Source organism: Nocardia sp. NPDC050175, from assembly GCF_044459885.1.
Taxonomy (GTDB): Bacteria; Actinomycetota; Actinomycetes; order Mycobacteriales; family Mycobacteriaceae; genus Nocardia.
The window spans coordinates 316,616-339,830 of record NZ_JBITJI010000006.1; the positions used below are offsets into that span (position 1 = coordinate 316,616).

23 protein-coding genes are annotated in these 23,215 nt (G+C 65.6%); 11 read left to right on the top strand and 12 right to left on the bottom strand.

From position 1 onward, the window contains the following. Positions 1 to 52: 52 nt before the first annotated feature. Both ACIBK2_RS22385 and ACIBK2_RS22390 read left to right on the top strand, forming a co-directional pair. Positions 53 to 535 carry an ester cyclase gene (locus ACIBK2_RS22385; RefSeq protein WP_379281448.1) on the top strand — a complete coding sequence of 161 codons (483 nt, stop codon included), beginning with the start codon at positions 53 to 55 and terminating at the stop codon, positions 533 to 535. 38 nt (positions 536 to 573) lie between these two features. Continuing rightward, positions 574 to 1,086, top strand: a complete 513-nt coding sequence (locus tag ACIBK2_RS22390) for an ester cyclase (RefSeq protein WP_396969479.1) — start codon at positions 574 to 576, stop codon at positions 1,084 to 1,086. Here the strand turns inward: ACIBK2_RS22390 and ACIBK2_RS22395 are convergent. The 6 genes from ACIBK2_RS22395 to ACIBK2_RS22420 all read right to left on the bottom strand — a co-directional run bounded on the left by ACIBK2_RS22395 (position 1,079) and on the right by ACIBK2_RS22420 (position 8,347). Beyond that, the gene (locus tag ACIBK2_RS22395; protein WP_396969480.1) at positions 1,079 to 2,674 is read right to left on the bottom strand and encodes a class I adenylate-forming enzyme family protein; all 1,596 of its coding nucleotides are present in this window, start codon (positions 2,672 to 2,674) and stop codon (positions 1,079 to 1,081) included. The genes ACIBK2_RS22390 and ACIBK2_RS22395 overlap by 8 nt on opposite strands. Continuing rightward, entirely contained in the window at positions 2,667 to 3,623 is a 957-nt protein-coding gene (locus ACIBK2_RS22400) for an LLM class flavin-dependent oxidoreductase (protein WP_396969481.1), read from the bottom strand. Before ACIBK2_RS22400 ends, ACIBK2_RS22395 begins: the two co-directional genes overlap by 8 nt. Positions 3,624 to 3,635: 12 nt before the next feature. Continuing rightward, a complete protein-coding gene (locus tag ACIBK2_RS22405) occupies positions 3,636 to 4,868 on the bottom strand; it encodes a cytochrome P450 (RefSeq protein WP_396969482.1) in 1,233 nt (410 codons plus the stop codon). 72 nt (positions 4,869 to 4,940) lie between these two features. Next, positions 4,941 to 5,969: a ParB N-terminal domain-containing protein gene (locus tag ACIBK2_RS22410; RefSeq protein WP_396969483.1), complete on the bottom strand. Its 1,029-nt coding sequence runs from the start codon at positions 5,967 to 5,969 to the stop codon at positions 4,941 to 4,943. A 577-nt stretch (positions 5,970 to 6,546) separates the two neighbouring features. After that, on the bottom strand, positions 6,547 to 7,041 hold the full coding sequence (locus ACIBK2_RS22415) for a hypothetical protein (protein WP_396969484.1): 495 nt from the start codon (positions 7,039 to 7,041) through the stop codon (positions 6,547 to 6,549). A 187-nt stretch (positions 7,042 to 7,228) separates the two neighbouring features. Beyond that, on the bottom strand, positions 7,229 to 8,347 hold the full coding sequence (locus ACIBK2_RS22420) for an MCE family protein (RefSeq protein WP_396969485.1): 1,119 nt from the start codon (positions 8,345 to 8,347) through the stop codon (positions 7,229 to 7,231). 213 nt (positions 8,348 to 8,560) lie between these two features. Between ACIBK2_RS22420 and ACIBK2_RS22425 the strand changes: the two genes are divergently transcribed. The 4 genes from ACIBK2_RS22425 (at position 8,561) to ACIBK2_RS22440 (ending at position 12,369) form a co-directional block, all read left to right on the top strand. Further along, on the top strand, positions 8,561 to 9,214 hold the full coding sequence (locus ACIBK2_RS22425) for a TetR/AcrR family transcriptional regulator (RefSeq protein ID WP_396969486.1): 654 nt from the start codon (positions 8,561 to 8,563) through the stop codon (positions 9,212 to 9,214). Continuing rightward, positions 9,211 to 10,632 (top strand): CoA transferase, encoded by a 1,422-nt coding sequence (locus ACIBK2_RS22430; protein ID WP_396969487.1) that lies wholly within the window; start codon positions 9,211 to 9,213, stop codon positions 10,630 to 10,632. Before ACIBK2_RS22425 ends, ACIBK2_RS22430 begins: the two co-directional genes overlap by 4 nt. Positions 10,633 to 10,748: 116 nt before the next feature. Then, positions 10,749 to 11,597: a hypothetical protein gene (locus ACIBK2_RS22435; RefSeq protein ID WP_396969488.1), complete on the top strand. Its 849-nt coding sequence runs from the start codon at positions 10,749 to 10,751 to the stop codon at positions 11,595 to 11,597. A gap of 13 nt (positions 11,598 to 11,610) precedes the next feature. Beyond that, the gene (locus ACIBK2_RS22440) at positions 11,611 to 12,369 is read left to right on the top strand and encodes a hypothetical protein (protein WP_396969489.1); all 759 of its coding nucleotides are present in this window, start codon (positions 11,611 to 11,613) and stop codon (positions 12,367 to 12,369) included. A 26-nt stretch (positions 12,370 to 12,395) separates the two neighbouring features. On the opposite strand, the gene ACIBK2_RS22445 is transcribed toward ACIBK2_RS22440, so the two are convergent. Beyond that, positions 12,396 to 13,613, bottom strand: a complete 1,218-nt coding sequence (locus ACIBK2_RS22445; RefSeq protein ID WP_396969490.1) for an alpha/beta hydrolase — start codon at positions 13,611 to 13,613, stop codon at positions 12,396 to 12,398. Between the two features lie 86 nt (positions 13,614 to 13,699). Between ACIBK2_RS22445 and ACIBK2_RS22450 the strand changes: the two genes are divergently transcribed. Next, positions 13,700 to 14,155, top strand: a complete 456-nt coding sequence (locus ACIBK2_RS22450) for a MarR family winged helix-turn-helix transcriptional regulator (RefSeq protein ID WP_396969491.1) — start codon at positions 13,700 to 13,702, stop codon at positions 14,153 to 14,155. A 282-nt stretch (positions 14,156 to 14,437) separates the two neighbouring features. Here ACIBK2_RS22450 and ACIBK2_RS22455 read toward each other — a convergent pair whose 3' ends face one another. The 4 genes from ACIBK2_RS22455 to ACIBK2_RS22470 all read right to left on the bottom strand — a co-directional run bounded on the left by ACIBK2_RS22455 (position 14,438) and on the right by ACIBK2_RS22470 (position 18,774). Further along, positions 14,438 to 15,544: a sensor histidine kinase gene (locus tag ACIBK2_RS22455; RefSeq protein ID WP_396969492.1), complete on the bottom strand. Its 1,107-nt coding sequence runs from the start codon at positions 15,542 to 15,544 to the stop codon at positions 14,438 to 14,440. Continuing rightward, positions 15,541 to 16,374, bottom strand: coding sequence for a response regulator (locus ACIBK2_RS22460; RefSeq protein WP_396969493.1), 834 nt, complete (start codon positions 16,372 to 16,374; stop codon positions 15,541 to 15,543). Before ACIBK2_RS22460 ends, ACIBK2_RS22455 begins: the two co-directional genes overlap by 4 nt. Continuing rightward, positions 16,371 to 18,098, bottom strand: coding sequence for a protein-arginine deiminase domain-containing protein (locus ACIBK2_RS22465; RefSeq protein ID WP_396969494.1), 1,728 nt, complete (start codon positions 18,096 to 18,098; stop codon positions 16,371 to 16,373). Before ACIBK2_RS22465 ends, ACIBK2_RS22460 begins: the two co-directional genes overlap by 4 nt. A 94-nt stretch (positions 18,099 to 18,192) precedes the next feature. Continuing rightward, complete coding sequence (locus ACIBK2_RS22470) at positions 18,193 to 18,774, bottom strand: TetR/AcrR family transcriptional regulator (protein WP_396969495.1); 582 nt, start codon at positions 18,772 to 18,774, stop codon at positions 18,193 to 18,195. 281 nt (positions 18,775 to 19,055) lie between these two features. Here ACIBK2_RS22470 and ACIBK2_RS22475 point away from each other — a divergent pair, with 281 nt between their 5' ends. The 4 genes from ACIBK2_RS22475 (at position 19,056) to ACIBK2_RS22490 (ending at position 22,760) form a co-directional block, all read left to right on the top strand. Further along, positions 19,056 to 20,282: an NAD(P)/FAD-dependent oxidoreductase gene (locus ACIBK2_RS22475; protein WP_396969496.1), complete on the top strand. Its 1,227-nt coding sequence runs from the start codon at positions 19,056 to 19,058 to the stop codon at positions 20,280 to 20,282. Between the two features lie 110 nt (positions 20,283 to 20,392). Beyond that, positions 20,393 to 20,776, top strand: coding sequence for a hypothetical protein (locus ACIBK2_RS22480; protein ID WP_396969497.1), 384 nt, complete (start codon positions 20,393 to 20,395; stop codon positions 20,774 to 20,776). Between the two features lie 34 nt (positions 20,777 to 20,810). Continuing rightward, positions 20,811 to 21,779 (top strand): family 43 glycosylhydrolase, encoded by a 969-nt coding sequence (locus tag ACIBK2_RS22485; RefSeq protein ID WP_396969498.1) that lies wholly within the window; start codon positions 20,811 to 20,813, stop codon positions 21,777 to 21,779. 105 nt (positions 21,780 to 21,884) lie between these two features. Next, positions 21,885 to 22,760, top strand: coding sequence for a hypothetical protein (locus ACIBK2_RS22490; RefSeq protein WP_396969499.1), 876 nt, complete (start codon positions 21,885 to 21,887; stop codon positions 22,758 to 22,760). Here the strand turns inward: ACIBK2_RS22490 and ACIBK2_RS22495 are convergent, their stop codons facing one another. Continuing rightward, positions 22,761 to 23,204: a pyridoxamine 5'-phosphate oxidase gene (locus ACIBK2_RS22495; RefSeq protein WP_396969500.1), complete on the bottom strand. Its 444-nt coding sequence runs from the start codon at positions 23,202 to 23,204 to the stop codon at positions 22,761 to 22,763. Between the last annotated feature and the right edge of the window lie 11 nt (positions 23,205 to 23,215).

Sequence of the window (23,215 nt, forward strand, 5' to 3'; positions counted from 1 at the left end):
GCTTCTGCCGTATTCTGGGCCGGTCTCGGCATCATTGCAAGCTGGAGGAGAAATGGCAGACTACCCGAAGCCTGTTGCGAATGAGGATCAGGTACGCGACAGCAATCAGCAGGGCGCTCGCCGTATGTTGGCCGCCTATTCGTGGGCGCAGACGGAGATGGTAAAGGAATACATTTCCCCCGACATCATCAACCGGTCGGCGCACCCGGCGGGCACCGAAGACGAACAGGAAGAAATGCGGACCGAGCACGATATCTTTCCGGATATCCACTTCCGGGAGGAACTCGTGATCACCGAGGGCGACATGGTGTTCCTCGGCTGGGTCAGCAGCGCGTCGCACACCGGCGAGCTCTACGGCAAGAAGCCCACCGGCATCAAGATCGAGCTGCACGGCGGCGAGATCCTGCGCTTCGAGGACGGCATGATCGTCGAGCACTGGGATCACTACACCAAGCCGCGGCTCGAGGCATACGTCCTGCTCGGTGTCATGGACGAGGACTCGCTGAAGAAGATGAAGGCCGAGGGACTGAGTTAGCCGAAACCGGACAACCGCACGGGTGAACAGGATTGAACATGAGCAGCATGACCGACCTCCGCGAGGCCAACAAAGTAGTGGCGCGCGAAATTCTCGCGGCCTGGAACGAACGCGGTGAGTCGTATATACCGCGTCATCTCATCAGTGACCAATTTATCCGGTACTTCCCCCACCCCGTCGGCTTCGCGGCCTACAACGGAAAGGGTGAACCCAGCGATCCGGTGCTGCCGAAGAGCGCGTTCCCGAACCAGCATTTCACCGAACAGATGATGATCGCCGACGATCAGAATGTATTCCTCGCGTGGGATCTCACCGCGACGCACCGGGGCGAATTCTACGGGCTGGAGCCGACGAACAAGGATATTCTCGTCTACGGCTCCGACGTATTCCGGATCGCGGACGGGAAGCTCGTGCAGCACTGGGACTATTACCCGAAGGCCCGGATCAACGCGCTCGCACAACTGGACGGATTGGGCCCGGATATCCAGCGGAAAATCATGGACGACGGCTATCTGCGCAGAAACCGCGTCACCGGCAAAGTATTCATCTGACGGCCGATACCGCTGCCCGCAGGAGCGTCGGATCCACCTTTCCGAGCGTAGTTTTCGGGATCTCCCGGAGCACGCACAGCTCCTCGGGCAGTTGGTAGCGCGGCAGCCGCACGGCCAGTGCCGACCGCAATGCGTCCAGCGTGCAGGTTCGCCCGGCGGCGGGCACCACGCACGCGCAGACCACCTCACCGAGCACGTCGTGCGGCACGCCGATCACCGCGGCCTCGGCCACCTCGGGGCAGCCGCGCAGCGCCTCCTCCACCTCGCGCGGATCCACCTTCTGCCCGCCCCGATTGATCTGGTCGGTCCTCCGGCCCACGACATACAGGCGGCCTTCGGCATCGAAGCGGCCGAGATCGCCGGAGTGATACCAGCCGGTGCCCAGCTCCGGTCCCGGGCCCGCAGGCGTCCCGTCGGCCGGGGGCTGCCAGTACCGCACCGGCGACAGCTCCCGCGCGAAGACGATCTCACCGACCTCCCCTTCTGGCACGGGACTCTCGTTCTCGTCGACGACACCCACGGAACCGGGCACCGGTATTCCGACCGAGCCGGACAGCATCTCGGCGCGGTCCGTGGTGCCGACCCCGATGCCCTCGCTGGCGCCGTACATCAGCATCAGCTCCATACCCATCCGATCGAGGATCGCGGCGAGCAGGGCCCGGTCGAAAGCAGCCCCGCTGGCCACGCCGATCCGTAGCGAGCTGATGTCGTGCGCACCCTCGTCCAACGCGCCGAGCAGCATGGTGAAATGCGCTGGGGAGCCGTGGAATACGGTGATTCGCTCGCGCTCGATCAGCCCGAGCACCGCCGCTCGGGAGAATCGTTCGACGGGCACGATCGCGCCGCCGCTCAGCAGCGCCGCGGTGGCGAGCATGAGCCCGAATCCGTGCGACAGCGGCAGGTGGCCCAGGTGCACGTCGTCGGGTCGGAAGTGCAGCTCCTCGGCCAGCCGGGACCAGCTGCGGGTGAGCTTTCCGTGGTATCCCATGGGCATTTTGGGTGTGCCGGTGGTGCCCGACGTGGTGAAGATCGCCGCCGGATCGGTGGCCTCGGGGCGCGAGTCGTCGGTGCCGTCGTCGGGCGCGGTAGCGAGGTCGGCGAACGACAGGGTGCCGGGCAGTGGTTCGGCACCGACCAGCACGATCAGCAGGTCGGAGTGGTCTCGCTGCACGAACTCCGCAGTCGCACGGCATGTTTCGTCATCGACCGGCGCGAACACCAGAGCGCGGGCACCTGTACGGTGCACGGCCGCCGACAACGCGGGCAAGGGCAGCTCACGGTCGAGTGCCACGTGAATCGCGCCGTGCTGCCAGGCGGCCGCGGCCGCGATCAGATGTTCCGGCCGATTGCCGACCTGGCACAGCACCGGATCGCCCGACCGAATGCCAAGTCGCTCGTACGAGGTCGATAGCCGGCGAATCCGATCCGCCAGCTCGGCGTAGGTCAGTACCGAATCGGGTGATCGCAGCGCGATCCGCGCGGACCACCGTTCGCAGGCCCGCGCCAGCGCCGCAGCCAAGGTCTCTTCGTGCCCGCCCGCCACCCGGCCACCACCCCTCATCGAATCGCTGCGCGATGCCTCAGTCATTGGTCCCTCCACCCCGCAGGATCTCGACGATCTCGGCGAACTTGCCGAGGGCTGCGAGTGTGTTCGGCGCCAGGCACACCTGGAGCTGATCGACGCCCTGTTCGCCGAATTCCCGTAGCGTGGCGGCGATCTCGTTCGGTGTTCCGGTCACCGCGCTCACCGATCGGCGTTCCCGCAGCCGAAGCGGGACATCCACGCCATAGGCGTAGGCATCCGCGAGGTCGACCAGGACCGTCGCGGTTCGCGTCAGCGTCGCCGGATCGCGTCCGACGTCCCGGCACGCGGCGTCGACGGCTTCACGCAGCGGTGCAATGACTTTCGGATGGCTCTCACCGAAAACCAGCCAGGCATTCCACATGTCGGCATGTTGCGCGGCCAGCCGCAGCATCCGCGGGCCGTGCGCGATCGCACCGACCAGAATCGGCGGGCCGCCCTCGGGTCGCGGCCGGGGTTTGAGCTCGCAATCCTCCGCGGTGTAAAAGGTGCCGTGGTAATCGGCCCGACCCGTCTTCAGCAGGGCCGAAATCACGGTGAGCGCCTCTTCGAACCGATCGACCCGATGGTCCCACGGATAGCCGAACGCCTCATGCTCCTGCGGATACGACCCCGCGCCGAGGCCGACGATCAACCGGCCGCCGCTGATCTCGTCGACCGTGTCGGCCATCTTCGCCAGCAGCGTCGGGTTGCGCAGGCTGGTCGCCGCGACCAGCGAACCGAGCTGAATGGTGCTCGTCACCGCGGCCAGGCCGGCGAGTGCCGTCCAGCATTCCCACAGGCCCTTCCACGGGCTGCCCCGGCCCTCGGTGCGCACGACCAGGTGATCGATCAACCAGATCGAATCGAGCCCGACCTCTTCCGCAAGCCCTGCCATGGCGGCGATATCGGTCCAGCGCGGGGTCGCGCCGTCCATCGCGCCCTCCATCTGCGGCAGCACCAGACCTATTTCCATGCCGCCCCCATGTCAGAAGGTCACCGGTAGTGCGGCCAGCCCACGCAGGAAGATGCCTCCGGGCCGCAATTCGAGTTCGTCGGCAGGCACCGCCAAACGAAGCTCAGGCATGCGGCGAATGAGTACCTCGAACGCGATCCTGGCCTCCAGGCGCGCGAGCGCGAGCCCGATGCATACGTGAATCCCCTTGCCGAAGCCCAGATGTCGATTCTCCACGCGGGAGATATCCAGGGAGTCGGCGTCTTTGAATGCGCCGGGGTCCCGATTGGCGCTGGCGATGCCCACCAGGACGACCTCGCCCCGGCGAATCGTGACACCGGCCAAATCCACGTCCTCGACGGCGATCCGGGCCCGCGGCACCTCGACCGGCGGGTCGTAGCGCAGCAACTCCTCGACGGCTCGGTCGATCAGCGCTGGGTTATGCCGGAGTTTCTCGAATTCCGCGCGGTGGGTAAGCAAGGCGCGCGTGCCGTTGCCGATGAGATGCAGGGTGGTCTCGTGCCCGGCGAAGATCAGCACGTAGATCATCGCGAGCAGATCGTCCTCGGACAGCCGATCCCCGTCGTCCTCGACGACGGCCAGGGCACTGATCAGATCCTCGGCGGGCGTATTCCGCTTATCCTGCACAAGTTTTCGCAGATAGTCCACGAACGCGTCGACCGAGGCGACGATCAACTCGGCCTGCGCGAGGCTGCCGTCGAACGACGCCAACGCCGTCGACCACTTCCGGATATCCGCGCGGCCCGCTTCGGGGATGCCGAGCAGGTCCATGATGATGGTCACCGGGATCGGAAAGGCATAGTCGGCAATGACTTCCATCCGCCGCTCGCCGGTGGCGCGCGCACGCTCGAAGACAGTGTCGAGCAGGTGCTCGGCCAGGTCGACGACATTCGGCCGGAGTCGTTCGACGAGTCGCGTCGTGAACGTCTTCTGCACCAGCTTGCGCAGCCGGGTGTGCTCCGGCGGATCCTTGCCGAGCATGATCTCGTTGAACAGCATGTAGACATTGCTGAGGTGCGCCGGGATCGCCGAGCCCTCCTGACCCAGAAATGACTGGGTGCTGAACCGATCTCGGTCTGTCAGGACGGATTCCACGTCGGCATAGCGGGTGAGCAACCAGGCGTCGCGACCGTCGGGCAGTTGCAGCCGCAGCGCGGGCCGATCCGCACGCAGCTCGGCATATATCGGATAGGGATCGGCTCGAAATCGCGGATCCACCAAGTCGAGTCGCTGCGGCAGCACCATGAGTCCTCCTGCGCACGTCAGCAAAGATCGTATCGACGGGGCGGGCGCCGCCTTTCTCCGCGATTGCGCCGGTTACCCGACCTTGGGTGTCTCGTCGGAAAGCCGATCGATCTGCTGGGCGAACTGATTCCAGCGCTCCGCGCACCTGCGCGCCAACTGGGCGACCGCCGCCGCACGATGGGGCGGGACGGTGCCGATGAGTTTCAGCCACATCTGCGGCGTGAGCGAGTGAACGTTCAACAGCCACAGCAGTTTCCGGCCGTCCTCGCGCGACCGCAGGGCCGGATCGCGGCTGAGCTCGCGCAGCGCGGACATCGGGTCCGGCACCGGCTCGCTCGGCGCCGCGCACTCGGGCACCTCGGTTTCGGCCGCCGGCGGTGCGGCCGGTCGATCCGCCCGCTGCTGGCGGGTCGGCACCGGGGCACGACCGTTGCGCAGCCGGTTGCGCACGTCGCTGGCCATGCTCAGCGAGATGCCCGCCTCGGCGGCGATCTCCCGCAACGGCGCGTCCGGCCGTTCGATCATCAACGCGCTGGCCAGGATTCGGCCGTCGGACGAATCGAGGCGGCGCCTGCGCCCGTCCCGGCCGAGCCGGATGTTCGTCTGCGGAATCTCCGCAGTCGAACGCCGTCGGACGGCCGCGACGGTCTTGTCCGAGATGCCGACGACAGCGGCAATGGACCGGTTCGACCAGTCCGGATGTGATGTCACGATACGCGCCGCGGCGGCCGCGCGGTCGGCCGTCGACAACGGCAACCCATGAGTAGTGTTGAGCCGCACCGACAACACGAACGCGTCCTGCTCGGAACCCTCGTAGAAGGTCACCTCGACCATGTCCTCGCCGCGCGCCTGCACCGCGCGCAGCCGGTGCATCCCGTCGACGACGCGCATGGTCCTGCGGTTGACCAGAATCGGCGGCAACGGACGTTCCGACTGGGCGAGCATGCGCACGTGCTCACCGTCCTCACCGCCGACCCTCGGTGAGTCCGCGGGCAGCAGATCGGCGATCGACACCCGCACGGATGCGGTGATCACCGGCAAGCCCTCAGGGAAATCGATTACGCAGACTTCGGATTCGGCGTCTCCCCCCCTTCCCAGCATCGAACGATCCCTTCACTCGATCCTCGCGTCTCACCCGATCACCGCGGAACCGGCGCGCAAATGAACTTGCATTTGCAATATCGCCGATGCGTCTCCCCGCGCAGAACGAAACTTACAGTGGCACAGCGAACTTCGCCAGTACCCGCGCTTAGTATCGCGCAACCGCCGCTTGTCAAGACACTTGAATTCGCCTCTTGCGCAATGCATATAGCGATGTCACAGGGCGCGATATCCGCTCGGACGCCATTCAAGATCGCGATCGTATGGTAGCCTTTCCAACCAGGCAACACCGTCGGACATTCCCTTGTCCCAGTGAGTCGTGCGAGACAATCTGAAACTCTCTCGCACCATTTCCCAATACCCCGAGCACATTGCAGCCCGCCAATTACGGGCACACCCGCCCCGCGTCCTCGGCGCCGCCTGGTACCTGCCGGTGGACCTGCTCGGCACGGGCGACGACTGTGGCTTCGCGCCGTTCGGCGACGACGTGTCCACGGCACGCGACACGGCGTTCGCAAAGATCGGCGCACAGATCGAAGGCACAGCCGCCGCCTCGACGGCGCTGGGACTGCAACCGTCAGCCGAACGACACCTGACCCCAGGTGGTCAGCGATTCCAGACCGGATTCGCAGCCCGCGTTCGCTTTCCCGTCCTTCACCACAATGTTCAACGTATCGCGCAGCAGTTGACCGTCGGCGACCTTACCGTTGGGCGACGCGCCATCGGTCCCCCAGTCGAACGCACTGGTAGAGCCGTCCGACCAGTAGACCGTGCCACGCTGATTCGCGCTGACGAGCACGCCGCACGGCGCCTCCTTCACCGGCGCGCTGGTCGCGGTGCCGCTGGCCTCGAGCTTCCCCGAAGTCCGCACCGAATGTTTACCGTTGCCCGACGCACAGCCGGTGAGCGTGCCCTGGGTGGAAATCGCCGCCTTGCCACCCGCTTTCAGCGCCGGTTTGAAGGTGGAGTCGAGCGTCATCGCGCAGCTCAGGTCGCCGATGTCGGCCTGAACGGCACTCGCGGGCAGCAGGACCAGCGCGGCGGCGGGTACCGCCACGGCGATCAGTGCCATCGATCGGAATTGTCGAAATGCCATTTCTGATCTCCTAACTCGAATTACTGCAAGCCACACGGAGAATCATTTCATGCAGAAATACTGCCCGGACTCAGGCGATAAAAGGCAATTTCCGAGAAGTTGACCGCAATTTCCGAGAAGTCTCCGCCGCGCCGATCTTCAGGCGATGCACAGGGCAGTGCGATCAGCGGTGACCCTGCACTCGCCCCTGCACGATCTGCAGGACCTGGATCAGGCTGCCCGCGAAATCCTGGATATCGCGCAGATCCTGGAATCCGCCGTGTTGCGGATCGGTCAGCGCGCTGAGATCGAGTGCGGTTGCGGAGAAGAAAATGGCATAACCCTTGCCGCGGAACGTCGCGTCGACCTTCGGCCGGATCATCCGGGCCCGATCGAGCAGGATGCCGAGTTCGTCGCCGGTGTTGGCCAGCGCGTCCATCAGCCGGTGGGTGTTGTCGAGCAGGCTGCCCAACTGCTGGCCGGAGGTATCGGCGTAGTCGCCGAGCGCGGCGCTGGTGGTGGACACCTTGGTCAGCAGATCGCCGATGGCCCTGTTGTTCTCAGCGATCGCGCCGATCATCTGCGGCAGCGTATCGGCCACCTGGCCGAGCTCGCCGCGGCGGGTCTCGATGGTGTTGGCCAGCGCGCTGCACTCGTTCAGCACGCCGTCGACCTTCGCGCTGTTGTCGTTCAAACTGCCGACCACACCGGTCATTTCCTTGATCAGATGCGACAACTCACCGCCGCGACCGCCGACGATCGAGTCCATCTCCGAGGTCAACTTACTCAGACTGGCGACGCCACCACCGTTGAACAGCATCGAGATCGAGATCAGCAGCTGCTCGACCGTCGCACCCGCCGACGTCTTGTCCAGGCCCAGAGTGTCCCCGTCGTGCAGCACGCTCGTGCCCGGTTCGGTCTTCGGCTTGGACACCGCGACGAACACATCACCCAGCGGGGTGGCCTGGCGCAGCTCGGCGGTGCTGTCCTTGGGCAGCTCGATGTCCTTGCTGATGGTCAGGTCGACGACCGCCTGGAAGTTCTTGGTCTTGATGTTGGAGACCACGCCGACATCGGAACCGCCGATCTTCACCTTCGCCTGGTCCGGCAGGTTCAGCGCGTTCTCGAAAACCGCGTGCACGGTATAGGTTTCGCCGGACACGCCGGGCTTGGGCAGCGGCAGCTTCTCCACCGTGACACCACACCCGGAGGCCACCGCCACCACGGCCACCGTGACCACTAGTGCCCGCCCCTTGATCCCCGAGACAGTGTTGATCCGCCGCGCTCGGCGCTGTGCATTCACGTCGACTCCCCTCGCCGTGGCGCGAACACTATCAGCGAGCCTCACGCACGGCTAGCAACATCGAGGGCGAGTCGAACTTCCTGGTCACGGCAGACAATCGGGCTGTGCACTTTGTCGGGGCGTCGGCATCCACCTTGTCATACGACCCAGTAACGAGTACCGTTCGGTATCGGATACCAAGCGGTATTCGTTTCTGGGATCGAGGAGATGCGGGTGCCGAAGTCGCCGACGAAGCGTCGCCCGTTGACGGTCGCGGCGTTGCTGGACGCCGCGCGAGAAGTGTTCGCCGAGAAGGGATTCGGCGCGACCTCCGTCCCGGACATCTGTGCGCGGGCCGGGCTGACCAAAGGGGCGTTCTACTCGAATTTTCCCGACAAGGAGACGCTGTTCCTCGCGTTGTTCGATCGGCACAACGAGGCCACGCTCGAGCGGGTGCGGCTGGTACTGGCCGAGTCGGCGGGGCAGTTGGTCGGCGCCGATCCACCGCGACTGCCGGAACCACAGGGCGAGCAGCGCCAATGGTTCTTGATCTCCATGGAATTCACGCTGCACGCGATTCGTCATCCCGAGGTCGCGGCGGCGCTCGCCGAACACGAGGCACGTAGTCGCGCGGCACTCGCGGATCTGCTGGCAGACGCGTTGGCGGCTATCGATCGGGCGCCCACGATCGCGGTCGACGAGCTCGTGCGGTTGGTAGTGGCGGCCTGCGAGGGCGGCGATGCGCAAACACTGACCGAGATCGCGGCGACCGGGTCCGCGCGTGCGAGTGTGCGTGCTCGTCTGGTCCCGCTGCTGCTGCGGGAGTACACCCGCCCCGTCGGCAGGTCAGATCCCGATGTGCCTGGCCCCCAAGGAGATCCGTCGTGAGCGACGCCCCAACGTTCGATCCGCTCGATCATCTCGACCGGTTGTTGGCCGATATCGGTTTGTCGCATGCCGCGGCAGGCGGCCTGGTGAGTTTCGCGGGCAGCGACCCGATCGTCGCCTCGCGCCACCGGCTGGGCGCCTGCATCGGCATCCCGATCATGGCGGGTGCGGTCGGGGCCGCGGCACTGTGGCGGCATCGCACCGGGCAAGCCCAGGACCTGCATCTCGACCTGCGCCAAGCTGTCCATGGGATCACGCCGACCGCGTTCTGGAACCCGACCCTCGCCGGTGAAATGGCACCCCACCCCCTCGTAGCGGACAACCCGTTCCTGCTCGGTTCCTACCGCACCCGCGATGGCCGGACGGTCATGGCATCAGGCGTTTACCCACACTTGGCCGCCCGCTGGTGCCGATTCCTTGATGTGCCACCGGATCCCGGCAAAGTCGCTGCGGCCATCGAGCAGTGGAACGCCTTCGAACTCGAGGAGGCCGCGAACGCCGCCGGACTCCCGCTGTGTGTCGCGCGCACCCCGCAGGAATGGCTCGCGCACCCGCAGGGTGCGTTGCTGGCCGATCAGCCGGTCATCGGCTTGACCCGCATCGGCGACGCCCCACCGCGCCGATTCGGCCCCTCGGACCGCCCGTTGGGTGGGGTGCGAGTGCTGTCGTTCACGCATGCCATCGCAGGCCCGGTCGTCGGCAGGACACTCGCCGAGCAGGGCGCGGACGTCCTGTGCGCGACCCGTCCCAACGACTACGAGCACGACTTCATCTACGACGAAGCCAACATCGGGTCACGCAGTGCCTATATCGACATGAGCAACGAACGCGGCAGAGCACGCGCGGAGTCATTGCTCGCCGACGCCGACATCGTGGTCAACAACCATCGCGGCGGCAAACTCGACAAGCTCGGCCTCGACCCGCACGAACTCGCCGAACGATATCCGGGCATCATCAGCGTGTCGATCACCTGCTACGGATCCACCGGCCCCTGGTCCGACCGCGGCGGATTCGACATGAACGGTTCCGCCGCTTCAGGTTTGATGACCCTCGAAGGCACACCCGAGCAGCCGATGCTGCCACCCACCGGCATGATCAACGACTTCATCACCGGCTACCTGGGTGCCGCAGGCGCCACCGCCGCGCTGCTGCGACGCGCCACCGAGGGCGGCAGCTGGCACGTCACCGTCAACCTGACCCGCACCGCCATGTGGTACCGAACACTGGGCCTGGTAGACCCCGAAGAAGCCAACAGCACTGAGCAACACCAACTTCGGGAACCCGCCGCCTACGACGCCGACACTCCACTCGGTGCCCTGCACACCCTGGCCCCACCGGTCACCTTCAGCAAGACACCCCCAAGATGGTCCGACCCCGCGCTGGTCCCCCGAGGATCCAGCCACCCGCGCTGGACCTGACAGTTCGATCAGCGAACCGAACGCTCGACGTCGTATCCGCGCGGTGCCAGGCTGAGCGCCATCAGTGTGGGTTCACCGAATCCACTCGCGGGGATCTCGAAACAGAGGGGTGGAAGATGAGCAATCTCAACGGCGACTCCACGGTCGCGGGCGTAACGGCGGTGGTCGGGGTGAACACCTCGCCCGCTCCGGGCGGCAACGGCGGGTGGTTCGAAAGCGCTGAGGGCGAAGGGGTTCGAGGCTGGTCCAAGAACCCCAACCACGGCGGTGTGGTCGGGGTCAACACCGGCGGCGGCAACGGCGGATACTTCGAAAGCGCTGACGGTGAAGGGGTTCGAGGCTGGTCCAAGAACCCCAACCACGGCGGTGTGGTCGGGGTCAACACCGGCGGCGGCAACGGCGGATACTTCGAAAGCGCTGACGGTGAAGGGGTTCGAGGCTGGTCCAAGAACCCCAACCACGGCGGTGTCGTCGGCGTGAACAGCGCCGGTGGTGACGCGGGCTTCTTCGAAGGCCACGTGAACGTCACCGGTAATCTCACCGTCCGCGGCGACATCTTCCTCACCGGCGCCGACTACGCCGAGGCAATGACCACCACCGACGCGGCGGTCGAACCCGGCGTGGTCGTCGTGGTCGGCGCCGACGGCGAAATCCATCCGTGCGAACGCGATTACGACACCGCGGTGGCAGGCATCGTGTCCGGCGCGGGCGGAGTGCGGCCCGCCATCGTGCTCGACCGGCACGACAACAGCGCGCACGTGGCACTGATGGGCAAGGTGTGGTGCGCCGCGGACGCGGAGGCGGCACCCATCCGGCCCGGCGACCTGCTGACGACCTCCGCGACGACCGGCCACTGCCGCCGGGTCACCGAGCCGGAGCGCGCGTTCGGCGCGGTGATCGGCAAGGCCCTGACGCCGCTCACCAGCGGCCGAGGGTTGGTCCGCGTATTCGTCAGCCCACGCTGAAACGGTCACGACCATGGGCATCTACACATTCACGCTGGAGCAGTTCCACATCGACAACACGCGTTCGCGCCACGAGGACACCGACACGGTGCAGTTCGGTCTCACCACCGGGCATCGGTCGTTCGGTTCCCAGTCGCACGACGCGGGCGATGTCAACAACGGCGATCACGGTGTCGGCCTGACCTTTTCCTCGGTGATCCTGGCCGACGCGGCGACACCCGCGATCATCAGCTACCAGATATACAACGGCGACACCGGACATTTCGAGGGCGGCTTGGCCGCTATCAGCGACCAGCTCTCGGACAAGGCCCTCGACTTCTTCGTCCAGGCGGCACAGCCCGGAAACGAGGTCACCGAACTCAACTATCTCGACGTCGGTCAGACCGTCCCGGACGATTTCAACGCTGCGGATTTCAACGACGCGTCCTGGTTCGACTTCGTCCGGCTGATCCGTATCGGCACCTTCTTCTTCCCCGATTGCGACGGCTTCGTCGCGGTGGGCACGGTCGGCATGAACAAACTCGGGTGGGATCGGGCCATCGACGCCGCGGGCGGCACCACCTATCGGAAGACGATCCGCTATCCGGGCTCGGACTCGAATGCCGGCTGCGGCAGCAATTCCGACTACACCGTCACCTGGGCGGTGACCCGGCAACGCGCGAATGGTCCCAGTCTCCGTGGTTTCCTGCGCGAGCACGGGATCGGGTTGCCCGGTGGCTTGCGTGCGCTGACGCCCAGCGAACGAATGAGTGTCCGACAGCTGATGACCTGAATCCCGTGGCCGGATGCCGCGCGGCGCTACTGCCACCAGGTGGGGGTGGCGGAGCCGGTGGTGGTGCGGCCGTCGCGATGGACGTAGTGGCGGGCGTCGCGGCCGGGGGCGTGGAAGTCGCCGGCCAGGGCTCGTTCCAGCCATTCGGCGCCGAAGCGGAATACCTCGGCCGCGACCCCGCCGAGGGGATGGAATTCGTCTTCGTAGACGCGAATCTCCTTGGGGGCGCGGACGAGTTCGTAGTTGGCGAGGGCTTGCGCGAGCGGCGTGAGCTCGTCGAATTCGCCGATGCCGTAGAGCACCGGGCAGGTGATATCGGCGACCAGAGCGTCGAGTGGCAGGTGGGCGACGAGTTCGCGATCGAAGGAGGCCTCGTCGTCGTATCCGGCCATGTACATGTAGTTGGCCTTGAACGTCGGCTGGGCACGCTCGAAGATGGTCTGGAAATCGCCGGTGGGTGCTTCGAAGGCGGCCAATGCGGCCAGTCGTTGATCCGTCGCGGCCGCGCGTGAGCCCCAGTAGCCGCTCATGCTGATCCCGAACATGCCGATCCGCTGCGCATCCACTTCGGGCAGCTCGGTGAGATAGTCGAGGTAACGACTCACTGCGCGTTCGTAATTGGTGAGGTCGACGGTCACACCGTTCGCTCGGGTCTCCCCCTGCCCCGGCCCCTCGATGGACAGCGCGACGACGCCACGCGAGGTGTAGTACCGCTCGGCCGCGGCAAGGTAGTCCTCCTTGATCATGTCCATCCCTGGCCCGAGAATCACCGCGGGCGCATTGCGCACCGGACCGGTCGGCAGGTGCAGCAGGGCGAAGATCTGCCCGCCGTCGAAGTCGAGCACCACCCGCCGCACCACACCACCGCGCAGCTCGCCCAGTCGTTCGACGCAGTGATTGGCTCGCGCCCGGAACGCGCTCTTACGCGGGTCGGCGGAGTCGAAGAAGGAGTACTGGGCCCGGCCCCACATCACCGCGGCCCGGGTGTAGAGGTCGGCGGCGGTGCGCGCGAACCCGTTTCGCTCGTGCTCGGCGGCGCGTTCCTGCGCTTGGGCCGCGATGGTCGCCCAGGCTTTCGGCAGCATCGCGCCACTCTTGACCAGGTCGAAGACCTTGTCGAAATCGGTGTGGTCGTGGCCGAGCTGCTCCATCGTGCCCTTGGCCTCCGGGTGCAGGGCATCGAACCCGCCCTGGGCCAGGGCGATATCCAGGGTCCAGTTCTGGCCGATCGAACGTGCGGTCATGGTTTGACTCCTTCCAGATAACTAAGTACTTATCTATTAAGTACTTAGGCTAAAGTGATTGTCAACCCCCGGACGACAGGAGCCCCATGCCGAAGCAGCCGGATACGGCACGCAGCGCGGCGATCGATCAGCTCGCCCGCGCCGCATACCGCCTCAGCGCGGCGGATTCCCGACTGCGCGGGCGAGCAACCCGGTCCCCCGAGGCCCTCTCCCTCACCCACGCCCGCGCGCTACGCGTCCTCGCCGACCAGGGGCCGCTCACGATCGGACAACTGGCCGCGGGCACCGAGACCACCGGCGCCGCCACCACGCAGCTGGTCAACAGCCTGCTCGCGGCCGGCTACGTCACCCGCGAACGGGATACCGAGGACAAACGTTCCGTCCGGGTCGCGCTCACCGACGTCGGCCGGACCCGCAGCCGCGAACGGATGCAGGCGATGATCGACGCCATGTCTGAAGAACTGGCCGAGCAAGACCTCGCCGCATTGCGGTCCGCGACCGAGGTGCTGGACAGTTTGATCGCGATCTACGACCGGCTGTGACGCCGCTGGTCAAAGGCGTTGACACCCTTCGGAAGTGAGTGCGGTCCAGGCCAGCCGAGTGGCGGGTGCATTTCAGCCGGATGGGGGGCTTCGCCTGCGGTCCATCGCAACTACCGTCGAAGGCGGTGATCGCCTGACCCACCAGCCACGGGTCCGACGACTTCGTCGGGTTGGCTCGGACCCGCGCTGGTCGATCATCACCCGGCCTGCCGGTCTCCCCCGCACCGCCAGGGGCTTCAACCCCGGCTCCTGGTTTGTGAGACCGGCAGGCCATTCCGGGAATCAGTTGCGGGGCAATTGGATTCGAACAGTCCAGCCTCCACCCGGCAGTGGCTGCGCCGTCACCGTGCCACCGAGCAGTTCCGCACGTTGCCGTAGCCCGCGGATGCCGGATCCCGCACTGGGCAGGGCAACCGGCGGTTCCGTGGAGGCGACGTTCGTAATCGACACTGCCACACTGCGATCCGCGCACATGGAGGTGATGGTCACGGCCGCACCGGGCGCGTGTTTGCGGACATTGGTCAACGCTTCCTGAACTGTCCGGTAGACAGCGCGCTCACCGGCTGGTGTCAGGTTCACAGGCAACGGGCCGATCAGTTCGACCGGTAAAGCGCTGGCGGTCAACAGTTCCGGCAGACGCTCGATGGTCGGTTGCGGGCTGATGTCGTTGGCCGAGGCCGGGGCGCGCAGGACCTTCACCATGTGCCGCAGTTCGTCGAGGGTGTGCACGCTGAGTTTGCGGATGACTTCGGCGGTCGAACGCGCGTCCGGGTCGGTGCTCACCATCTGCAGCGCCCCGGCCTGCACGGCGATCAGACTCACCTGATGCGAGACCACGTCGTGCATTTCGCTCGCGAGTTCGGCGCGTTCGCGCTCCCGCGCGGCGGCGATCTGCAGCCGCCGGTCGTGCGCGTAGACGCGGTCGATCTCGGCCATCTGCCCCGCCAGCCGCTGCCGGGTCGCCACCAGCCACCCGAGCGCGGCGGGCCCCGCACCCACCAGAGCGGCGAAAAGTATTTGATGAAGCAGGAATTCGAGGTCGCCGAACCCGAAACCCTCATCCGATGAGGTGAACAGACACGACAACCCGAGCACGACCGCGAAGACCGCGACAACCCACCGTCGCACCGAACTACGAGCCACCGTGTACAGCGCCGTCATCGGCGCAAGCAGCGCCCCGATCACCATCGCCGCGGGCAAGGTGAGCACGAAGGTGACGATCGGTGCACGCCTGCGGGCGAGCAACGCCGATCCGGTGAGCAGCGCGATGCCGATCTCCCACGGCGCCAACGGCAGATCGCGATTGCACCACACATCGAACGCACCGATCGCAGCGAGGAGCAGGTCGACAGCGCTGGCCACTCGCGGTCGATCGCCGAGTTCGCTCATGACAGATCGTCGGCCAGAATTCCGGCACGCTCCGCGATGAGGGCGGCTTGCACGCGGGTGCCGATGTTCAATTTGGTGAAAATGCTGCTCACGGAGTCTTTTACCGTCCCCGTGCTCAGGTGCAGGCGCACGCCGATGTCCGCGTTGGAGAGACCTTCGGCGATCAGCACGACGATATCCCGCTCCCGATCCGTGAGCAGCCGCACCAGTTCGGGCGCCCCGGTGTCGACCGTGTCGAGGTAGCCCTCGACCACCGCCTTGGTGACCTTCGGCGACAGCACGACCGCGCCGCCGGCGAGGGCCCGGACGATGGAGCTCAGATGCTGCGGCTCGGTGTCCTTGAGGATGAAACCGGAAGCGCCCCTGCGCAATGCGTCGGCGATGTACTCGTCGGCGGCGAACGTCGTCAACATCGCCACGGTCGGCGGCCGCGGCGCTTCGAGCAGTGTCGACAGAATGTGCAAGCCGTCGACCTGCGGCATCCGAATATCGAGCAGCACGACCTGTGGATCGGCCGCGCGAATCGCCGCTACGGCTCCAATGCCGTCGCTGGTGACGACGACTTCGATGTCCTCGGCGGCGCCGAGGATCAGCGTGAAGCCCGATCGCACGAGCGCCTCGTCATCCACTATGGCCACGCGAATCATCAGCACACCTTCATCACAGAAACCGCGGACGAGTTCGCACCGGATCGTCCTCGGACAGTTCACAATCCAACAAGGTTGCCCCGGCAGTTGATAACGCGCCATCGATACCGGCCGTCCGGCGCGGATATTCCAGCCGATCGGCTGGATCATCATCCGATCGGCTGACCCGGTGTCGGCGATCACGGAACGATCGGGAGATTTCCGGTCTGTCGCAGGACATTCGTCCCACAATGGATCTCGCCGCCCGCTACGTGCAGGGTCTCCCATTCGTCCACGTAGTGCACCGATACCCCGGCCGACCGATACGCCTCGGTCACCGCGGCCTCGAAGACGTCACGCCCGCCGACTATCGGGCCCCACTGCCGCGGCGCGATGTAGTTCGACGCGTTGATCAGCACGCCGTTGATCGCTCCCGGGTAGAAGCTCACGAGCGCGTCCGGTTCGTCGTCGATACCGGCCGACAGCTCGTAGAGCCCTGGGATTCGCACGAACTCCTCGGGCCTGACCCCGGTCTCCTGGAACATCCGCTCGACGTTCTCGTCGATCTTCCGGGCCGCGAATTCGTTGTCGGCGACGAACTTCTGGTCTGCCAGGACAGCGTCGATGGTCCGATCAGGCGCGCCCGGTTTGGAAAACGCCGATTCGGTGCCGTGACCGGATCGCTGCTGCTCGCGCAGGATCTCGAGTCCGCGCCGCGGATCTGATACGGCGGGCCGCCATCCTCGACCGGACGGTGTCGGCAGAAACTGGATGAATTCATCGACGTGTCCGACAACCAGCCAGGTGGTGTCCAGGATCAGTGGCGTCTGAACCCGTTGGGCGGCAAAGAACTTCTGCAGTTCGACACTCGACACGACGGCGTCGTTCCGGTTCCCGGTGCCGATGACTACGCGACCCGCCGGAAACTCTCTCCCGTTGTGGGAGTACGGCGGTATCGTCTCGACATTTCCGAACGAATCCACGTGACGATCACCGGCGCCGCCGAGCTGAATCGCTCCCATCCCCGGACCTCTGAGATCGAAAATCGCACGGCCACCTTCCCGTTCGGGCTGCGGCGAACGGATCGCGATGCGCAAGGAAACATTCCTGCCGCCCGCGCCCGGCATCGTTACGTAGCCGAACTCCACGAAATCCTGTGCCCAGGTATCGGTGGTATTCACCGTGATCAGCGGCGCGTTCAGCCCACTGGCCTGCGCGGCCGCGGTCAGGTCCGCGACAAAGCGCTCGTACTCCGGGTCGCCGCCGCTCTCGGGAACCACCAGCGCCTCCGCGCTCTGGTTGTGGTTATGCAGCACAACGGGAGCCACCCGGAGGGCAATGTCATCGGTCACGGTTCGCTTGCCATCCTGGACGGTGAAGCGAACGGTGAAAGAACCGTCCCATGCGGCCTGGTCACGCACGACATCGCGAGAGTCGATGCCAAGTGTGGCGCCATCGCGCAGCTCGGTGTCGGTCAGATTCATCTCGGGCCGCAGGCGTATCCACGAATCCTGACGTTTGACGAATATGCGGATCTTGTCGGCACCCACACCTACCGGTTCCACCCGCCCGGTCGCGCCCGCTCCCCTGACCGGCATGGTCACCATCGGCGCCAGATACTCGGGTGCGCGCGCCACATCGTCGGCCGCGTCGTGACAAGCAGCGAGCTCGGCATCGGAAACCTGGCTACGACTCGACGGACAGCGCCGGGCGACGTCACCGATATTCGGGAGCACAATCGCGCCGTATCCCGCTGTCCACTTACCTTTTTCGATGCCGGGTCCGACATCGTTTCCGTCGACGACACCATCCCGATTGCTATCGGCCCGAATATCGGCAACGAGTTGATCCGCCGTCGCTGCCGAACAACCGGCCAGCACCAAGGCGGAAACTCCGACGAACAACCAAATCTTACGATATGGATTCACACCATCGACGCTATCCACGACCGAGGCTCGCCACGACCTCCAGCAAGCTGGAATGGAGGGGCCGACAAGCTTGTCTATTTCCGCCGAACGGCTGTCAGGAGGGTGGGAGGTGACAGCGAATGAGCGCGGCGAGTTGCGCGCGGCTGTCGTCGAACGGATGACTGGATTTCAGCGCACGACTCTGCACCACGGCACCCTCGATCGCCGACAGCAGGAACCCGGCCAGCGAGCACGCCGCGGTCCGGTCGATGCCGACAGCGATGAAGCCGTCGGCGAGCCGCGCGGTCCATTCGGTGAAGGCTCGACCGGCGGCCGACTGCACGTCGAGGTCCAGTTCGTATAACGCGACGCCCATCATGAACGACCCCGCCCGGTAATCGCTGGATTCCAATGGGTGACGCCAGAATACGAACAGCTCGTCGAGCCACCCCTCCAGCGACGGGGCCCCGGCCAGGGCATCGGCCAACCTGCTCACGTGCGAATACCCCACGCGCGACATGGTTCGCGCCGCCGTCTCCACGAGCCCTTCTTTGCCCAACGGGAAGTGCCGATACAGGGAGCTCTGCGAGGTGTCGCTGCGTTCGAGCAGTTCGCTCAGCCCGGTGCCGTGCACGCCGTGCTCCTGCACGGAGGTGATGGCGTTCGCAATCAGTCGGGCGCGAGGTCCGGCAACCATGAGGACTCCCTCCAACCTGTCGTCACTCGGTATGGCCGTCCTGGAACCAGGCCATCTTTCGAACGTACGCGACCGCGGCACCGACTGTCCGCAGGCTCGGCAGATCCTCGACCAGAATTTTACCTATCCGCGTCCAACCGGCCACTCGGTGGGGATATTCATCCAGCTGGCCGGTTCCCTTGGGGCAGTAATGAATTCTAGGTTCGACCAGAACGGATTCGGGCTCGAAGTCATCGGTAGAGGGGAGTCGGCGAATCCAGCTGGATAGGAGTCAATTCTTTATGTACGACGTAATCGTCGTCGGTGCCCGCTGCGCCGGCTCGCCCTTGGCCATGCTGCTCGCTCGCCGGGGCCATCGAGTGCTGGTGGTCGACCGGAAAACCTTTCCGAGCGATACGGTTTCCACGCATCACGTCCTTCAGGTCGGCGTGGCGCGGCTGCGCGACTGGGGCCTGTTGGACAAGCTGGTGGCCTCGGGCGTGACTCCGGTCCGCCGACAGCACTTCTCGTCCGCGCTGCGCGGGTTCACCGAGGTCGAGGGCATCACCGCGACCTACGCCCCGCGCCGGACCGTGCTCGACGCGCTGCTGGTCGACGCCGCGCGGGCCGCAGGCGCGGAGGTGCTCGAGATGTTCACCGTCACCGACCTCGTCTGGCGGGACGGGCGGGTCGCCGGTGTGCGCGGAAATGCCGCGGACGGGCGCGAGCAAGAATTCCGCGCCACCTTCGTCGTCGGCGCGGACGGCCGCAATTCCACCGTCGGCGATCTGGTCGACGCCGAGTATCACCGGGTCAGGCCTGCCTCCGGCTTCTTCGTCTACAACTACTACGACGGGCTGGACTGGGAGTTCCAGCATCGAACCGGACATGACCTGCAGTGGTTCGGCGCGTGGCCGACCAACGACAATCAGCACCTGGTCACCGTGATGCGCCGGCTGGACCGGTTCGCCGATTTCCGCGCGGACGTGGCGGGCAACTTCCAGCAGGTGATCGACCAGGTCCTGCCGGAATACGGCGCGCAATTCCGCGATGCGGGCAGGCAGGCCGAACGATTCCGGGTGATGCGGTATCCGGACAACTATTACCGCCGCTCGGCCGGGCCGGGCTGGGCACTGGTCGGCGACGCCGGTTATCACAAGGATCCGTTCACCGGCTGGGGCATCACCGACGCGTTCGTCTACAGCGACCTGCTAGCGGACAAGCTGCATGCGGGCTTGTCCGGCGAGCGGCCCATCGACGAGGCGGTCCGCGAATACGAGCGGCAGCGCGACGAGCACAGCACGTCGAACTTCGATTTCACCTGCACCCTCGCCGAACTGACCGTCCCTCCCCTGTACCGGGCCGCGTACCGCGCCGCCGCAAGCAGCGAACTGGGACTGACGCAATTCTTCAGCCTGGTCGGCGGCGGTATCGCCGCCACCGATTTCTACGGCCGCGACAACCTGCAGGTCCTCTATGAGGCGGCAGGCACCCCCGCCGCCGAGCGCCTGTTCCCCGGGGATTCCTAGCGTCGGCAGTACCTGCTTCGGGGCCGTGATCATCGCAGGTCGTGGCGAAGCCAGGATTACGCGAGGACACTGGAGGCGTAGCGCCGAACTAGTCCCCCAGGAGCAGTCTGATGGCAGCCGATAAACCGTTTGGGATCGATCCGGAAGAATTCGAACGCGCGTTGCGGGATGCGGGGATCGATTTCCGTGACCTCATCGGCAAGGCCAGCGGGTACATCGATCGGACCGGCGCGAATACGCTGGCGTCGCTGCTCGGTCAGTTCGTGCAGCCGGAGCGCACGCGGGCGCCGAAACCGGATGCCGAGACCACCGGTGAGACCGGCAGCGGTGTGTGGGTCATCTACAGCATCGATGACGCGGGCGAGGCCAGGATCGAGCAGGTTTTCCCGAGCGAGCTCGAGGCCTTGCGCGCGCACCGCGACAACACCGACGAACGCCGCCGCGTCCGCTTCCTGCCCTACGGTGTCCCGGCCACCGCCCTGGACACGCCCTGACTCCTGTGCTGCGGCTACCCGGCGTCGATGCGTCATGAATCATCCGAAGGTGGGTTCCGCCGACGACTGTGCGGGGACGTTTCGTAATCCGTTGAATCCGGGGCCGGATCCGTTCCTCACGTTTTATGCGGGGAACTACTACCTATCCACCAGTCAGAACGACTCGTTGCAGATCTGGACGGCGTCGTCACTGGCGGATCTGGCTGCGGCGGAACCGATTACGGTGTGGGTCGAGCAGGATCCCTCGCGTAATCAGGATATGTGGGCGCCGTCTTTCCATCTGATCGACGGGCATTGGTACTTCTATTACACGGCCGGTGACGGTAGCAACGACAGTCATCGCCTCTACGTCTTGCAGTCGGTGGACTCGGATCCGCTGGGCCCGTACGAATTCGCGGGCCAGGTCGGCGATCCGGACGCGTGGGCGATCGATCCGGAACTGCTGTTTCTCTGCGATCGGTACTACCTGCTCTGGGCCGGCCGGAACAACCTGCTGTACATCGCTCCGATGAGCGACCCGGTGACCGTATCGGGACGAGCGGTGTATCTGCCGTCGGCGGGCGGATGTACCGAGGTGCGCGAGGCGCCTGCGATCATCCAACGTGACGGCACCACGTACCTGGTCTACTCCACCTGCGACACCGGCAAACCGGACTATCAACTGTGGATGCACTCGCTCCCGCCCGGCGCGGACCCGTTGGTGCCCGCCAACTGGTACCAGCACCCGACCGCTCAGTTCACCCGCAACGACCCGGCCGACGTCTTCGGGCCGGGTTCCAACGGCTTCTTCCAGAGTCCGGACGGCAGCGAGGACTGGCTGGTCTATCACGCCAAGGACACCAGCGAGTACACCTACGACGGGCGGACCACCCGGGCCCAGCAGTTCACCTGGAATGCCGACGGCACACCGACTTTCGGCCAGCCGCTGTCGCTGGACACCGATATCGCGCTACCTTCCGGCGATCCGCAGTCGTCGAGCGTCACCGCCGCCGATCGGGCGTGAGCCGCGCCGGTCCGCTGGCCGACACGAACCCCTGACTTAGCGAGCCGCAAAACCTACAGTCCCTCAATAGTGCTCGAACTCCGAGAATGTATTGGGGGCAAATTCATGTTCACTGGACGCACACTATGGGAGTCCAATCAGCCGATCGCCGCGCCCGCGTTGACCGTGTACAACAACAAGCTGGTGTTGGTATGGGCGACACAGGGCGGCACCATGTATGCCGCGTCGGGAATGGAAACCGACGGGCGGGTCAATGCGAAACCATTGCCGTCGGACTTCAGTCTGCAGCGCCCAGCGTTGGCTTCACATGCCCAGACCGGCCTGCTCTACCTCGGCTATACGCGCACCGACGGCAAGATGTGGCTCGCGTGGTCGAATAATGGTGTCGACTATCAGGATCGACGGGAATGGTTGGAGCCGCCGATCGGCGGTCCCGCGATGCAATCCGACAATGTGTCGCTGTGGTTGAGCTACACCGCTCAGCACAACCTGGTGCTCAGCGCGGTGCAATCGCAGAATCCACCGTTCAGTTCCTACGGGCGCTCGCCCTCACCCGCCGAGCAGAGTATCGATACGCCGGGACTGGTGATTCATCCGTCCAAGGGCGTGCTGCTGGCCTGGACCGGTATGGACAGCGCGAACAATCTGAACGCGCGCTACATCGGCCTCAACGTCCCGCCCACCAAGGCCACCTTCAGCGATCGACTCATCGGCGGCCCGAACCTGTTCACCGTCGGCGGCCGCTACGTAGCGGGCTACACCGGCAAGAACACCAATATCTACCTGCTGTTCGATATCGACAATCTCAACGAAAACCAAGCGCAGCGTTGGAAATTCGCCGATACCAGCCCCTGGCCACCCGCCGTCGCGACCATCAACGGCGTCACCTACGTCGCCTGGTTCGGCACCGACGGCCAGAACAAACTCAATTTCGCCGACCTCGGCTCCATGCCGACCATCTACCGCGGCGGCAGCGGTTAATCAGCCGTTGCCGTAAATGCGGTCCGGCACAACAAGAACAACTGCGCGCCGGTCGGCAGCCATGACCCGGTCATATTCATCCCAGTCGTCATGGGTGCCGCCCGCCGCGGTGAACACCTCCCGCAGCAACAACCGCAGCCGCTCGCCATCGATACCCGGCACCTCGTCGTCGGGACCCACGATCCACACCGATCCTTCAACGGCCGCCCAAGCCCACCCGCCCTTGGCGACAACCGTCATTCGCGAACGCACCCGCAGATTATCCAATTTGCGAGTGCCCCCGCGGATCACCATCCCCACCACCTGCTCACCCGTCTCCGGATGCGCCAACACCCCCGCGTTGACAAGCGAGGACTGCACACTGCCGTCGGCCCGCGAGGTCGAAACAACACAGAGCCCATGATCCCCGGCACACAGCCGAGCAAAGTCCGCGATATCGGTCACAGCCGAAGTCT

What these genes read in the sequence shown, in the direction of transcription:
- ACIBK2_RS22385 (WP_379281448.1), top strand. Translation starts at nt 53, where the DNA reads ATGGCAGACTACCCGAAGCCTGTTGCGAATGAGGATCAGGTACGCGAC.
- ACIBK2_RS22390 (WP_396969479.1), top strand. Translation starts at nt 574, where the DNA reads ATGAGCAGCATGACCGACCTCCGCGAGGCCAACAAAGTAGTGGCGCGC.
- ACIBK2_RS22395 (WP_396969480.1), bottom strand. Translation starts at nt 2,674, where the DNA reads ATGACTGAGGCATCGCGCAGCGATTCGATGAGGGGTGGTGGCCGGGTG.
- ACIBK2_RS22400 (WP_396969481.1), bottom strand. Translation starts at nt 3,623, where the DNA reads ATGGAAATAGGTCTGGTGCTGCCGCAGATGGAGGGCGCGATGGACGGC.
- ACIBK2_RS22405 (WP_396969482.1), bottom strand. Translation starts at nt 4,868, where the DNA reads ATGGTGCTGCCGCAGCGACTCGACTTGGTGGATCCGCGATTTCGAGCC.
- ACIBK2_RS22410 (WP_396969483.1), bottom strand. Translation starts at nt 5,969, where the DNA reads ATGCTGGGAAGGGGGGGAGACGCCGAATCCGAAGTCTGCGTAATCGAT.
- ACIBK2_RS22415 (WP_396969484.1), bottom strand. Translation starts at nt 7,041, where the DNA reads ATGGCACTGATCGCCGTGGCGGTACCCGCCGCCGCGCTGGTCCTGCTG.
- ACIBK2_RS22435 (WP_396969488.1), top strand. Translation starts at nt 10,749, where the DNA reads ATGAGCAATCTCAACGGCGACTCCACGGTCGCGGGCGTAACGGCGGTG.
- ACIBK2_RS22440 (WP_396969489.1), top strand. Translation starts at nt 11,611, where the DNA reads ATGGGCATCTACACATTCACGCTGGAGCAGTTCCACATCGACAACACG.
- ACIBK2_RS22445 (WP_396969490.1), bottom strand. Translation starts at nt 13,613, where the DNA reads ATGACCGCACGTTCGATCGGCCAGAACTGGACCCTGGATATCGCCCTG.
- ACIBK2_RS22450 (WP_396969491.1), top strand. Translation starts at nt 13,700, where the DNA reads ATGCCGAAGCAGCCGGATACGGCACGCAGCGCGGCGATCGATCAGCTC.
- ACIBK2_RS22455 (WP_396969492.1), bottom strand. Translation starts at nt 15,544, where the DNA reads ATGAGCGAACTCGGCGATCGACCGCGAGTGGCCAGCGCTGTCGACCTG.
- ACIBK2_RS22470 (WP_396969495.1), bottom strand. Translation starts at nt 18,774, where the DNA reads ATGGTTGCCGGACCTCGCGCCCGACTGATTGCGAACGCCATCACCTCC.
- ACIBK2_RS22475 (WP_396969496.1), top strand. Translation starts at nt 19,056, where the DNA reads ATGTACGACGTAATCGTCGTCGGTGCCCGCTGCGCCGGCTCGCCCTTG.
- ACIBK2_RS22480 (WP_396969497.1), top strand. Translation starts at nt 20,393, where the DNA reads ATGGCAGCCGATAAACCGTTTGGGATCGATCCGGAAGAATTCGAACGC.
- ACIBK2_RS22485 (WP_396969498.1), top strand. Translation starts at nt 20,811, where the DNA reads ATGAATCATCCGAAGGTGGGTTCCGCCGACGACTGTGCGGGGACGTTT.
- ACIBK2_RS22490 (WP_396969499.1), top strand. Translation starts at nt 21,885, where the DNA reads ATGTTCACTGGACGCACACTATGGGAGTCCAATCAGCCGATCGCCGCG.